This window comes from Vibrio sp. 10N.286.49.B3, assembly GCF_002873395.1.
Lineage (GTDB): Bacteria > Pseudomonadota > Gammaproteobacteria > Enterobacterales > Vibrionaceae > Vibrio.
This window is the reverse complement of record NZ_MCUV01000001.1, coordinates 296,276-309,564: the sequence shown is the minus strand read 5'-3', so window position 1 is coordinate 309,564 and position 13,289 is coordinate 296,276. Positions and strand designations below refer to the sequence as shown.

Below are 13,289 nucleotides of genomic sequence, written 5' to 3'. Positions count from 1 at the left end.
CTATGACTCTACAGGTGTTGGCAGATGAATAGACTCCCAAGGCCAAGTTAAAATTTGACCATGAGGAGGAATGTCACTGCTGTCGTGTGTGACAATGATGGTTGGAATATTCGCTAGCTGTAATTGTTGGAAAACCCACAACCTAAACTTCGATCTTAACTTTTGATCGAGCTTACTAAAAGGTTCATCTAACAGGGCTAATTTAGGCTTGGCGAGTAACATTCGGATTAAACTCACTCTTGCTCTTTGCCCACCTGAAATTTGATCTGGGAATGAACCAGCAAGGTGTTGTAGTGCAATATTTTCTAATGCGTTGATAGCGTGATATTGCCTATCTTTACCTTTTATCTCATCAGGCAGAGCAAATGCAAGGTTTTGCCAAATAGTCATATGAGGAAATAATAGATCGTCTTGAAATAAAATACCGATACCTCGGGTATGAGGCGAATGTGTTGTGATATCAATATGGTCTAAATGCAGTTGTCCAGTATATGAAAATGCACTAGATAGGTGACCGGCAATATAATTAAGTAGGGTAGATTTTCCACAGCCACTCGGACCCATAATAGTGAGTATGGACCCAGGTTTGACCTCAATGTCTAAATTAGAAAATAAAGGCATTCCATCGCGCTTAGTGATGGTGAGATTGTTGAGATAAAAGCTCATGCTGCCTCGTATTCTTCGTGTTTGATTGACAGGGTATTCGACGTTGCCAGCGGCTTAAACAGAGTGCCAGAGCAAAGAAGAAAACGGGTAAAAAGGCTTGCCACAATGCATAGATCGCGGTGATCCTGCGGTCAAATCCACTGGATAAAGCCACGGCTTCAGTTGTGATAGTGGCAATGCGTCCAGCACCTAACATCAAGGTGGGTAGGTACTGAGCTAAACTGACACTGATGCCAATTGCCCACGCATAGAAAATGGCTGGCAGTAGTAATGGTGCTTTGATCGTTAAAAAAGCCTGCAATGGAGATTTACCTAAACTTAATGCTGCCTTGATATAGTTATCATTGAAGCTCTGCCACGGCCCTTCAAGAGTTAAATAGACAAAGGGGAAGGCAAAAAAGATATGTGCCCAATAAACCCAGAAAATATAATGCTCGCTGGAGAGATAAAATGTCATCGCTTGCAAGCCAAATAGAATGGATAACTGCGGAACTAATATCGGCAATGCAATAATATAGACGGGTAATTTTAACTGATAACGTAAGCGATACTCATGGCTGATCATCGCTAATAGTAACGCACAAAAGCCACTGATTAGTGCAAGAATCAAGCTATCACTGATTGTTGGTAATATGTTGGTCCACTCAAAGATCCAGAATTTAGCGCTATATTGACTTGGGAGTACGTCAGGAAAGCGCCAACGCTGTGCAATACTCCAAATCAGCATTAACGGTATGATAGCAAGGATGATGCTCGCGATGATGGTAAATAGGCTGCGACCAGGAAGGTTAACGCCACTGCGACCTGCATAGAACCATCGACCTAAATAGTACTTAATCGCAAGCTCGATAAGCACAATGGTTAGCAATAATAAACTTGCCAGACCAAGTAGGATAATTGCGCCTGCTGCAGCTCTAGGCAGTAATGATAAGTTAGGCTCATTGAACCATTGCCATACTAGCACCGCAAAACTTGGTGGGTTAGTGGGCCCCACGATTAAACTCAAATCAACCACAGAAACGCCATAGGCAATAACAGCAAACAGTGGGAAGCGAATCTTGTTTAACCATTGAGGTAAGAGGCATTTCCACCACATTTGTGAAGTGCTATAGCCAAGAGATGCACAGACTTGACGCGTTTTATCGATATTTAATTGTTGCAGGATCGGAATGCTCATCAGCAATAAAAAAGGCACTTCTTTCATTGCAAGGACAAGGGTTAAGCCTAACGCATAGGGATCATTAACGACAAGGTCAGCGCCTGCTTGGTTAAAAATGGGATGATTATGATCGATAAAAGTTGCAAGCAGCCGCGCGATTATGCCTGTTGAAGAAAATAAAAAGGTAAAGCCAATTGCAAAGGCGACATGCGGCATGGCAAGTAGTGGCGCTAAACTATTCTCTATCCAGCGCCATTGTCGACGGTGCCAACAGCTTTGTAATATGGCAAAAGTCATCAGACAGGCTAAATAGGTGGAGCCTAATGCACTAAAGAGGCTGATGAGTATTGATTTCTCAACACCACTCCATGTGAATACTTGCCAAAATGCTGCGACCGATGGTTGGTTTAATCCAAGGACGGGAGCATAAGAGAACGCAGAGGCTAACACCCCCAACAATCCTGGAATCGTTGGGGTGATACAAACAATAATAACGAGTAAGTAGCCTAAGCGCAGCATTTAGTGACCATATCGTTGTTGCCACTTATCTTCGAGCGCTTGTTGCCAACTTGGGTGCGGCTCTGGCAGTGATTTAAATAAGCGAGTCTTCTTTGCGCTACCCGTTAGGTATTGATTTTGCAGCACAGAGGGATCGCCCCAAATGGATAAATCGCCTTTACGAGATTGTGCTTCTGGGCTGAGTAAAAAGTTAATCGCAACCTGTGCGCCAGCTTTGGCATCACTATTCCAAGGTATTGCTAGGAAGTGGATATTGGATAACGCTCCGCGGCTAAATGCATAACTTTGTGTTGATGGTGCCAATGTCCCGTTTGCTTGAGAAGAAAAAACAGCGTTAGGGTTAAAGGTGACCGCTAAGTCTAATTGACCATCATCGAGCATCTGTATGGTTTGTGCCGTTCCAGCTGGAAACTGTTTACCTTGTCGCCAAGCAACGGCATGCAGTTTGTCTAAATATTGCCACAGAGGTTGAGTGAGCTCGGCAAAGTTATCAGCATTAACGGCTTGAGAAAGTTCAGGGCTATTATCGGTTAATTCAATTAATAATGCTTTTAGGAAGCTGGTGCCATGAAACTCTGGTGGGCGAGGGTAGCTGATCTTATTTGGGTATGCCTGAGCATAGCTGAGCAATTCAGCAAAAGAGTGCGGAGGGTTTTTAAGTGATTGGTTATCATTAATAAAAACTAATTGACCAACCCCCCATGGTGCTTCAAGTCCTTCAGTTGGTACAGAAAAGTCACGATCAATCGGTAGACTTTTATCAACATACTTCCAGTTTGCTAACTGCTCAGTAAAAGGACCAAATAATAGCTCATTGTGCTTCATCGATTTGAAGTTTTCACCATTGATCCACACCATATCGACACTGCCATTGGTATCTTTGTCTACCGATTTTTCTGCCAGTAAGCGAGTAGTCGTTTCAGCAATATCTGTGACCTTAACATGCTTTAAAATTACACCATATTGCTCAGATAAGCGTTTCGATGCCCATTGCAAATAGCGATTAATTTCAGGGCTACCACCCCAAGCATGAAAGTAGACTGTTTGCCCTTTAGCTTGTGCTTCGATTTTTTCCCAGTGGGAATCTGCGAAAGAAAGCGTCGGAACTGATAGGCAAAAGCCCATGATTAATGTGGAGAGGCGCTTCATATGACATCCTTGTGATTGGCAGCATTTTACCAGCTCGTTGTTATTACTGATAATGACTATCGGTATTTGCACTATCCATTAGCAGACCGTGTTTATTGTTCATTACATGCATTATGATAGAAATAAATTCTTAATACCAATTCCAATCAATAACTTTCTAGATTTAATACAGTTAGTGTATGAGTATCAATGGCAGGCAATAAAAAAGCGATACGTAGAGTATCGCTTGATAGGTGTTTTTTTCAATTAACAGTCTACTTAACCCAATCTTTTAATTGGTAAGTTAAGGTGTGAGCTTCATTTTTTAATACCATCGTTTCTTTTGTGAGAGTGATGTCACTCCAGTTAGAAAGTGTGGTCGTTACTGCTCTCTCAACCGCCATTTCAGCATCAGGGCACATCTTCATTGTCATGCCCATTTTCTCTATACGAATTTTGCCGTCTTTTATCTCAGCTTGACCGAAAAAATTATTACAACCTGCATTACCATTAGCGGTCATTTTTTCTCCGATCTCTAAACGAGAAACCTGTGTGTTATTCGCATCCATTACAACGTTTTGTTCATCAACCTGAATCAGTTGCCAATTATGGTGTTGCAAATCTTGCGCTGATACTTGTGCTGGTTGGCTATTATTGCTTGCACAAGCCGCTAAAATCATAGGTAAAGAGAGGGCAAGAAGGTATTTTTTTGAACGAAAAATCATAGTAAGTCTCTCAAAGTTATCAGTAATTAATATTATAGGCTGATTGTGAATATTATTGTCAATGCTAGGTTATAAATATAGCGATAAATATAATGATAAGTAGCGGTTTATTGGAGATCTAGTTCTTAACATTAGATCATAAAGTTGTCCGCCACCTCAAACTCCATGGTTTCTCCCGTGACTGGGTGTTGGAAGGCTAAATATCCGGCATGCAGATAGAGTCTTTGATCTTTATAGCCATATAAGTCATCACCAACAATCGGCATCCCTAAACCTAAATGATGCGCACAATGCACACGTAACTGGTGTGTTCGACCTGTTTTAGGGTATAGATGTACTTTTGTTCTTGGCGCTGGCTGTTGTGAACTTGGTTGTTGCGAATTTAGCTGTTGCGAATTTGATGCTTTATCGAATGCTTGATTAGTATGACGGCTAACCACTTCAAAGCGTGTTTCGGCACTACGACCTTGTGCAAAACAGACTAATTGGCGAGGTCTATCGGTGATATCGCCAGCCAATGGTAAGTTTATTTTCCCTTCAGCTTGATCTAACGCTCCCTCTAGTAATGCAGTATAGCGTTTAGCAACAGTGCGTTGAATAAACTGTTGTTGTATATGTTTATTGGCTTGAGGGTTTAGAGTGAGCACTAATAGTCCAGAGGTCGACATATCTAATCGATGGACAATAAGCGGACCAGTCGCATGAGGGTAGCGTGCTTTGATACGGCTATGCACCGAATCCTCGATACTCTTGCCTGACACCGAGAGAAATTCAGCGGGTTTATTAACTACAACTAAAACCTCATCTTCATAGACTATTTCCAATGACTTACCTAGCGCTGGATTAATAATCAAAGGGTTTGGATCCATGGCTAAGCCGTTGAGCATATGAGTCAATATTTCAAAGCAGCGACTTTGGCAGACAGGGTAGATATTTTTATGTTGTCTTACTTCTTTAGCGGGTGGATTACCCCACCAAAACTCACCGATGGTTAGTGGTTTTAGTCCAGCCTTGAAAGCATAGTTGAGTAGTTTAGGCGCATTTTCATCTTCAGAGCCGATAATAAGCGCGTGAGAGGGGTCATCAGCAAGAATATCGCTAAGAGTTTTACTGTTACCCGAGTAAGCGTTGAAATGGCAAAGGTCAGTAAGTTGTTGTTGGTTGCGTGTCACTTGCTGCTGATAAGCTTGTGTGAGCGTTTCGGTAACGGTCTCCATTTTGGCAACCTGCTGCTCTAATGCTGCCAACTCGCTTGCCCATGATTGCTTGAGGGTTTTAAAGGCACTTTTCTCTTTACTACTTGCAATGCCAAGTTGTTTAATTATTTCGTTAAGTTCATCTGGATTTGCTGAATGTTGAGCGGCAGAGCGAGTTTGTTTACGTTGCGCTTTGGCTTGAGTCATTTGTGTCTGAAAATCAGCAATGTCTTGTTCTGCTTGCTGTTGCTTGGCGGCATAAGTGGCTAGTAGTTGTAAGGACTCTTGTGAGTTGTGATGGTGCTCAATTGCATCCTGACAGCGAGATAGGTCATGCTGATGCTGGCGCAGTAAGGCTTGTTTTTGCTGTATATCATAAACAGGAGGGACAAATTGCTCGGCATCCGCTTCAGCAATAGGACTGCCAGCATAAGAGCAAAGGTAGCCAATATTTCCATTGGGTAACTCAACGACTAAGACACCAAACATCGCGCCGATAGCATCGCTTGATCTATTGTTCTTCTCTTGCCAATAGGGCTGCTTAATAAGCTCCGCTTGTAACGCTTCCATTGCCAGCTCGCTCAATGCATGGGGCGTATAGTAATAAGGGAAAGGAAAACAATTAGGCAGATCGACACAACTAATGTCACTTTTAAACGATCTAAGATAAGGGTGAGGATTATCAGTCATGAGTATCGACCTAGAGCAAGGAAAATAGCTTCTAGTATAGCGATGAATAGTCGATGTGACTAACGAATCTATCAGCAGGGCCGTTGGTTAATATGTTGATAGTTTTCAAGGCACACTGTTATATGCCGCGTCAAGTGGGTCCTATATTACGATGGGTCCGATGTGACGAACCCATTCTATTTTTCCCAGCGTTTGCCGTTACGCAATCCGCAGTCCTTGTTGATCAAATAAATGGCAAGATGAAGTGTGACAACTGAGCGCCACTTCCTGAAATTTTTCAACCTCTTGATCGCCAGGCAGGTGTACCTTGAAGCCATCAATATTACACGTTTGACCAAACATATAAGTGCTATTTCCTAAACGTTCGACAACTTCACTTGTAAATAGCAGTTTGATAGGGTGTTGATGGTTGATCTCTAAATGCTCTGGTCTAATGCCTAACTTTATTGCTGTGCCAGGTGTTAGAGTTTGCTCTACTGGCGGGAGTGTAATAATGGTATTTTTATCCGCTTGTAAGGTTAAGTTAGTACTATCGCTACTGATCACTGTAACTGGAATAAAATTCATTTTAGGTGAACCAATAAAGCCTGCAACAAATTCGTTTTGTGGTTTGTGATACAGGTCAAGTGGCGAACCTACCTGCTCAACATGACCATCTTTTAATACCACGATCTTATCTGCCAGTGTCATGGCTTCGACTTGATCATGGGTCACGTAAACCATGGTGTTTTGTAGATCATTATGCAGTTTCGCGATCTGTAGGCGCATATCAACACGCAATTCAGCATCAAGATTTGATAGCGGCTCATCAAATAGGAAAACTTGCGGGTTACGTACGATTGCTCGGCCAATAGCCACTCGTTGGCGTTGACCTCCAGAGAGTTCTTTGGGCTTGCGGGTTAAAAATTGGTCGAGTTGCAGCGTTTTTGCGGCATTGCTGACTTGTTTATCAATGTACTCTTGAGGGTGGCCATTCATTTTTAGACCAAAGCCCATGTTTTTTTCGACACTCATATGTGGGTATAGAGCATAGGATTGAAAAACCATCGCTACGCCACGCTCTGCAGGGTCAACATCATTAACTAACTCATTATTAATATAAATATCGCCTTCCGTTATATCCTCAAGACCCGCAATAAGGCGAAGCAAGGTTGATTTACCACAACCAGATGGACCAACAAAAACGACAAACTCACCATTTTCAATTTCTAAATCAACACCATGAATAGTTTGAATATCGCCAAAGCGTTTAATTACTTGTTTTAAGCTGATCTCAGCCATATCAACTCCTTGCTATAGCCATTAAATAGTCGGTATATAGAGATGCTGATGCAACATATTTGATCGATCTCTATACACAAATTCATAATAAACATACTTGTTTGTGCTTGATTTTGTTATCTCTCATTGGTGAAATGTTGATCACCGTCATGCATTTACACAAAGTTTTAACAAAATATGTGAAAACGTTTACAATATGGTTTGTTTGTTAAGCATTTATTTTGTATTACTTCTAATATAAATACTTATCTACTGTATGAGTTCATATTTTGGTTATTTCTTTTTTGTTATTGATTTTCAAAAGAGTAATAACACAATTGAATGTGAATCAAGGAGCATAAGTTAATGACGTCATTGGTAAAAGAGAGATACCCAGAAAATCGACTTCCTTCTGCTAAAAAAAAGCGCAGTCGGATAAAAATAGCGCCTTGGCTATTTCTTACTCCAGCCATTATTGTTTTTTCTATCTATGTTGTTTATCCAATATTTGACAGCATTGCCCTTAGTTTTTATCAATGGGATGGTCTAGGAGAAAAGCGCTGGGTCGGGCTTGGTAATTATCAAGAGCTGTTTGATTCTGCAGCCTTTTATACCTCACTGAAAAATAACTTATTGTGGCTGATATTCTTTATGCTTGCTCCACCAGCTGGGCTTGCAATTGCACTTTTTTTGAATCAGCAAGTGAGGGGGATTCGGGTGGTGAAGTCGCTCTTTTTCTTCCCGTTTGTTATTTCCCAAGTTGTTGTCGGTTTAGTGTTTGCCTGGTTTTATGACCCATCATTTGGGCTGTTTAATATCTTTCTTGGTCACTTTGGTATTGAACCTATCTCTATTCTCGCTGATGAGAAATACGTCACCTTCGGTATTATTGCTGCAGGTTTATGGCCGCAAATTTCTTATTGCATGATTTTGTATCTCACGGGCTTAAATAACCTTGATCCTGAGCAGTTAGAAGCAGCACGTTTGGATGGTGCGAAAAAATGGCGCATGCTTTGGTATGTTGTTTTACCACAATTAAGACCTGCGACATTTATAGCCATCGTGGTTACCGTTATTGGTGCGTTACGATCGTTTGATTTAGTGGCAACCATGACCGCTGGTGGACCGTGGGGCAGTTCAACCGTATTGGCCTATCAGATGTATGAAGAGTCAATTTTTAACTACAGAATGGGATATGGTGCTGCGGTTTCCGTTGTCTTATTCCTTATAATGGATATCTATATCGCATACTTCCTATGGCGTATGTTAAGGAGTGAAAAGTAATGTTTCCACAACCTATTCAAAAGTCAGGACGCTTCACTAATATCAGTTATCGAATAGCATTACCGATTGCGATCATTTTATGGTTGTTGCCGTTGATTGCGGTAATGATGACTTCGATTCGCTCCATTGAAGACATTAATGTGGGTAACTATTGGGGTATGCCGTCAGAAGTCCAATTTATTGAAAACTATACGCAAGTCTTTACCTCAACAGCGATGGGGCAATACTTGATAAACAGTTTGATGATTACCCTACCAGCGGTTGCGGGTGCAGTAGCACTATCAACCTTGGCAGGTTTCGCGCTAGCAAAGTACAACTTTAGAGCTAACATCTGGATTTTTGCCATGTTCATTGCCGGCAATTTTGTTCCATTTCAGATATTAATGATACCGGTGCGAGATCTAACCATTAGCTTTGGTTTGTACGATACTCATTGGGCACTTATCTTTTTTCATGTCGCTTTCCAATCTGGTTTTTGTACTCTCTTCATGCGTAACTTCATTGTTGGAATTCCTGATGCGCTGATTGAAGCTGCGCGCGTCGAAGGGGTCTCTGAATGGAAAATATTCTGGCATGTGGTTCTGCCTTTGGTTCGCCCAGCATTGGCTGCGCTGTCTGTTCTGGTGTTTACCTTTATTTGGAATGATTTCTTTTGGGCATTAGTGCTAGTGCAGAGTGATGAAGTGAGACCAGTAACGGCAGGGCTCAGCTCTCTGCAGGGGCAGTGGTTAGCGTCATGGCAATTGATGTCGGCAGGCGCAGTGGTTGCTGCTATTCCACCGGTTGTGCTGTTTTTTACGATGCAAAGACACTTTATTGCTGGATTAACTTTAGGAGCAACCAAAGGGTAACTGCCTGGCAGTGGTTGTTTCAAAATTTTATACCCTACAACATTGAGAGAAATATAACATTGGAATCATGGGCATTTGCTCATAAAACAAGGACCTCAATATGAAAGATGTGAAAAGTATTGTTGCGACCGCAATACTCGGGGCAACATTATCAACCGCGAGTTGGGCGAGCACCTTAGTGATTAACTCAGATGCCTCTGATCCTGCACCGAAAGAGGCATGGGCAGAGATCATTCATCGCTTTGAACAAGCCAATCCTGATATTACCGTGAAGTATAATTTGTATGATCATGAGGCGTACAAAACAACAATCCGTAACTGGCTAGTAACGTCTCCGCCTGATGTGGTGTTCTGGTATGCCGGCAACAGAATGAAAACCTTTGTTGATCGAGGTTTATTTGAAGATGTCAGTGATATTTGGCAAGCGGAAGGGATGTATGACGACTTTTCGTCGGCTAAGCCAGCAATGACGATAAATGATAAGCAATATGGTGTTCCTTACACTTACTATCAGTGGGGTATTTACTACCGCAAAGATATTTTTGCCAAGTATGATCTAGAAGCGCCTAAGACGTGGGACGAGTTGCTTAATGTCTCTGCAACGTTAAAAGCGAATCAAGTGACGCCTTTTACCATTGGTACTAAATACCTTTGGACGGCAGCCGGTTGGTTCGACTATATGAATTTGCGTACCAATGGCTTAGATTTCCATATTGATCTTATGGATGGCAAAGTCGCTTATAACGATGATCGAGTGAAAAAGACCTTTGCCAATTGGGCGCAACTCATTGAACCGGGTTACTTCTTAGATAGTCATGCTTCATATTCATGGCAAGAGGCACAACCTTTCCTTTATAACGGCAAAGCAGCGATGTATTTGATGGGGAATTTCATTACGCCAAACTTCCCTGACAATGTAAAAGACGATATGGGCTTTTTCCAATTCCCTGTGATTGATGCCAATGTAGCGTTGGCAGAAGATGCGCCAATGGATACGATTCACATTCCAGCAAAAGCAAAAAATAAAGCCGATGCACGTAAGTTCTTAGCATTTGTTGCTCAAGCGGAGAATCAGCAGTTAATCAATGAAATGATGATGCAGATCCCAACGAATAATAAAGCAAAAGTAAAAGACGATGTGTTCCTCAATACCGGAGTTGAAATGCTAAATACCGCGCAGGGTACCGCTCAATTCTATGACCGTGATACCGATCCTGCAATGGCAAAAGAGGGCATGAAAGGCTTCCAACAATTCATGGTACACCCTGATCGTATTGATAAGATCCTAGACCAATTAGAAAAAACCAGAAAACGTACGTTTAAGTAGCAGCACGAGCATATTGATAGCAAACAGATTGGATTTTTTATAGCTAAATTTACCCAATGGCTTCTGATTTTTAACCGGAAGCCATTTTCTATCTAATTGATAAATAAGAAGCTTAAATAATATCTGTATTTACTTTCCTCTCCCTCTATAAAGACACTCTATAACAGCGTAGGATCGCCCCATTCTAGATAAAATTAGGTTTGCACTGCGGTGCATAATATAGCCATTATGAAGTTAACAGAATCACCATCACTTAATCACGCTTTACTGATTTCGATTACCACGCCACAGTTTAAAGGCGAGGAAGCAAAAGCGTCAGTAGAAGAACTTGCCCGCCTTGTGACGACGTTAGGTTTTAAAGTGGTCGGGACGCAATCACAACGACAGAACTCAACTCAGAAACTAAATGTTTTAGGGTCAGGGAAACTGGCAGAAATTGCACACCTTACGGGTAATCGAGGCTTAGTTGAAGACGATGATGAGTTGCTCGATGATTCTGGCTTTATGGAACTGCCGACAGAAGATTTACCATTTTCTAGTGCTGATGTGGTGGTTTTTGACTGTGATTTAAGCCCTTCTCAATTACGTAATGTTGAAGAGCAACTCGGTGTTGAAGTCTTTGATCGCACCGGCATTATCATTGAAATATTCAGTCGCCATGCTCGTACTCGTACGGCAAGATTACAAGTTGAAATTGCACGGTTAAACTATTTAGTACCACGCCTTCGAGAGTCAGCAGGTGATAATAATGAACGCCAAATGGGTAAGGGTGCAGGTGAAACGTCTTTAGAGCTGGATCGTCGTAAAGTACGCGACCAATTAGCCGACTTGCGCCGTGAACTGGTTAGCGTTCAAGATGAGATGAAAGGTCGACGTAAGCAGCGTTCAGAGCTTTTCTGTGTGGCTTTAGTTGGCTATACCAATGCTGGTAAATCATCGATGATGCGTGCGATCACCGGAAGCAATGTCGAGGGTGAGAATAAACTGTTTGCGACGCTTGATACCACGGTACGTGCTTTGTACCCAGAGACTCAACCGCGCATATTAGTGTCAGATACGGTCGGTTTTATTAAAAAGCTACCTCACGATCTGGTTGCTTCATTTCACTCGACACTGGCTGAAGCGCACGATGCTTCACTGCTTTTGTACGTTGTTGATGCTTCTGATGCTTCGTTCCGCTCTCAACTCGATGTTGTACATCAGGTATTAGGCGAAGTGGGTGTTGATGATATTAATAAGCTATTGGTCTTGAATAAGTCAGACCAATTAAGTTTAGAAGAGCAGCAAGCCTTGATGGAAGAGTTTCCTGATGCAATGTTGACTTCAACACGAAACCCGCTCGATATTGCTAAGTTGCACGAGTACATTGTTTCTGTTGCTCAAAATGAAATGATCGAAGATGAGATTATTGTTCCTTACACAGCCAATGGCATTATTGGTGAGATCCGCTCGACGATGAGTGTAATTAAGGAAGAGTATGAGTACAGCCATATTAAACTGACAGTGCGTTCGAGTGAAATTGATTTAGCTCGCTTAAGAAAGCGTATGTCAAAACTGTAACTGTTATTGCAATGCAGCAGAAGAGGGGATCTCCTGCTGTTTAGCTACGATTAATGATTAAGCGTAGTTATTTCTTTTCATTAAATTCAACAGTGTACTCGCCGATACCAGCGTAGTTAATTGTTGTTTTCTTTTCAAATCCAGTTTCAACGATGCCACAGTAAGAACCTGTAATGATCGCTTCACCAGTTTTGAATGATACACCACGACGAGTCATGTGGTTAATTAGCCAGTAAATTGGCGTTGCAGGCATTGTGTTAGGGTGCTTACCAGCAAATGTTTGAACACTCTCACCTTGAGTGACCGTGATATCGATTTGTGAAGCAGCAAATGCTTTTTCACGATCAATTTCAGGACCGATGAATAGACCTTGGTTAACTAGACCATCCGCGAGTCTTTCATAGAACTCAGCACCACTTTCATCAGAGAAACGTGATTGCATTAGTTCTAGAGCCATGTGGCATGAACCAATCGCGTCATTGATTTGCTCTTCGCTGTAGCCTTCAGTGCTTGCTGGTAAATCTTTACCAAGAACAAATGCAATTTCTGGTTCGATGCGAACAACATTTTTATCAGCAAAAAGTGCACAGTTATCACCTTGTTGTACGCTACCTGAGAAGATAGGTGCAACAACAAACTTGTCTTCAGCAAGAGGTAATAAACATTTCCAACCGCTAACTGCGTCAGTATGAAGATCAATCATTGATGCTTGGATTTGAAGTGCATCTTCAACAGTGTCTGGACGGTACTGTTCATCTAGACGAGCAGCTTTAGTTCCTGCAACACGGCGGCTTAGCAACTCAGTCGCTGCTTGAGAGTATTTATTTGTCATATCATATCACCTTTAAGTAGTATTCTTTGATGATATAGGAATTTATTGATTTTGAATAGGTTATCAAATCGTTTGTTTTAAAAGCTGACTCA

General features: G+C 41.8%; 11 protein-coding genes. 4 read left to right on the top strand and 7 right to left on the bottom strand.

The annotated features are described in order from the left end of the window. The 6 genes from BCU68_RS01280 to ugpC form a co-directional block, all read right to left on the bottom strand. Complete coding sequence (locus BCU68_RS01280; protein WP_102562967.1) at positions 1-666, bottom strand: ATP-binding cassette domain-containing protein; 666 nt, start codon at positions 664-666, stop codon at positions 1-3. Further along, on the bottom strand, positions 632-2,344 hold the full coding sequence (locus BCU68_RS01275; protein ID WP_102562966.1) for an ABC transporter permease subunit: 1,713 nt from the start codon (positions 2,342-2,344) through the stop codon (positions 632-634). Before BCU68_RS01275 ends, BCU68_RS01280 begins: the two co-directional genes overlap by 35 nt. Continuing rightward, positions 2,345-3,493 (bottom strand): ABC transporter substrate-binding protein, encoded by a 1,149-nt coding sequence (locus BCU68_RS01270; RefSeq protein WP_102562965.1) that lies wholly within the window; start codon positions 3,491-3,493, stop codon positions 2,345-2,347. Between the two features lie 254 nt (positions 3,494-3,747). Continuing rightward, positions 3,748-4,197 carry an META domain-containing protein gene (locus tag BCU68_RS01265; protein ID WP_102562964.1) on the bottom strand — a complete coding sequence of 150 codons (450 nt, stop codon included), beginning with the start codon at positions 4,195-4,197 and terminating at the stop codon, positions 3,748-3,750. 131 nt (positions 4,198-4,328) lie between these two features. Next, the gene (locus BCU68_RS01260; RefSeq protein WP_102562963.1) at positions 4,329-6,083 is read right to left on the bottom strand and encodes an RluA family pseudouridine synthase; all 1,755 of its coding nucleotides are present in this window, start codon (positions 6,081-6,083) and stop codon (positions 4,329-4,331) included. Positions 6,084-6,281: 198 nt separating this feature from the next. Next, the gene (ugpC, locus tag BCU68_RS01255) at positions 6,282-7,364 is read right to left on the bottom strand and encodes a sn-glycerol-3-phosphate ABC transporter ATP-binding protein UgpC (RefSeq protein WP_102562962.1); all 1,083 of its coding nucleotides are present in this window, start codon (positions 7,362-7,364) and stop codon (positions 6,282-6,284) included. Positions 7,365-7,709: 345 nt separating this feature from the next. Here ugpC and BCU68_RS01250 point away from each other — a divergent pair, with 345 nt between their 5' ends. The 4 genes from BCU68_RS01250 to hflX all read left to right on the top strand — a co-directional run bounded on the left by BCU68_RS01250 (position 7,710) and on the right by hflX (position 12,365). Further along, positions 7,710-8,627, top strand: a complete 918-nt coding sequence (locus tag BCU68_RS01250; RefSeq protein WP_102562961.1) for a sugar ABC transporter permease — start codon at positions 7,710-7,712, stop codon at positions 8,625-8,627. After that, complete coding sequence (locus tag BCU68_RS01245; RefSeq protein WP_102562960.1) at positions 8,627-9,478, top strand: carbohydrate ABC transporter permease; 852 nt, start codon at positions 8,627-8,629, stop codon at positions 9,476-9,478. Before BCU68_RS01250 ends, BCU68_RS01245 begins: the two co-directional genes overlap by 1 nt. A gap of 100 nt (positions 9,479-9,578) precedes the next feature. Continuing rightward, positions 9,579-10,805, top strand: a complete 1,227-nt coding sequence (locus BCU68_RS01240) for an extracellular solute-binding protein (RefSeq protein ID WP_102562959.1) — start codon at positions 9,579-9,581, stop codon at positions 10,803-10,805. Positions 10,806-11,033: 228 nt separating this feature from the next. Continuing rightward, on the top strand, positions 11,034-12,365 hold the full coding sequence (gene hflX / locus BCU68_RS01235; RefSeq protein WP_102562958.1) for a GTPase HflX: 1,332 nt from the start codon (positions 11,034-11,036) through the stop codon (positions 12,363-12,365). Between the two features lie 67 nt (positions 12,366-12,432). On the opposite strand, the gene BCU68_RS01230 is transcribed toward hflX, so the two are convergent. Further along, positions 12,433-13,197 (bottom strand): fumarylacetoacetate hydrolase family protein, encoded by a 765-nt coding sequence (locus BCU68_RS01230; RefSeq protein WP_102562957.1) that lies wholly within the window; start codon positions 13,195-13,197, stop codon positions 12,433-12,435. Positions 13,198-13,289: the final 92 nt, after the last annotated feature.

Excerpts from the sequence above, each read along its gene's own strand:
- BCU68_RS01280 (WP_102562967.1), bottom strand. The coding sequence starts at position 666 with ATGAGCTTTTATCTCAACAATCTCACCATCACTAAGCGCGATGGAATG.
- BCU68_RS01275 (WP_102562966.1), bottom strand. The coding sequence starts at position 2,344 with ATGCTGCGCTTAGGCTACTTACTCGTTATTATTGTTTGTATCACCCCA.
- BCU68_RS01270 (WP_102562965.1), bottom strand. The coding sequence starts at position 3,493 with ATGAAGCGCCTCTCCACATTAATCATGGGCTTTTGCCTATCAGTTCCG.
- BCU68_RS01265 (WP_102562964.1), bottom strand. The coding sequence starts at position 4,197 with ATGATTTTTCGTTCAAAAAAATACCTTCTTGCCCTCTCTTTACCTATG.
- BCU68_RS01260 (WP_102562963.1), bottom strand. The coding sequence starts at position 6,083 with ATGACTGATAATCCTCACCCTTATCTTAGATCGTTTAAAAGTGACATT.
- ugpC (WP_102562962.1), bottom strand. The coding sequence starts at position 7,364 with ATGGCTGAGATCAGCTTAAAACAAGTAATTAAACGCTTTGGCGATATT.
- BCU68_RS01250 (WP_102562961.1), top strand. The coding sequence starts at position 7,710 with ATGACGTCATTGGTAAAAGAGAGATACCCAGAAAATCGACTTCCTTCT.
- BCU68_RS01245 (WP_102562960.1), top strand. The coding sequence starts at position 8,627 with ATGTTTCCACAACCTATTCAAAAGTCAGGACGCTTCACTAATATCAGT.
- BCU68_RS01240 (WP_102562959.1), top strand. The coding sequence starts at position 9,579 with ATGAAAGATGTGAAAAGTATTGTTGCGACCGCAATACTCGGGGCAACA.
- hflX (WP_102562958.1), top strand. The coding sequence starts at position 11,034 with ATGAAGTTAACAGAATCACCATCACTTAATCACGCTTTACTGATTTCG.
- BCU68_RS01230 (WP_102562957.1), bottom strand. The coding sequence starts at position 13,197 with ATGACAAATAAATACTCTCAAGCAGCGACTGAGTTGCTAAGCCGCCGT.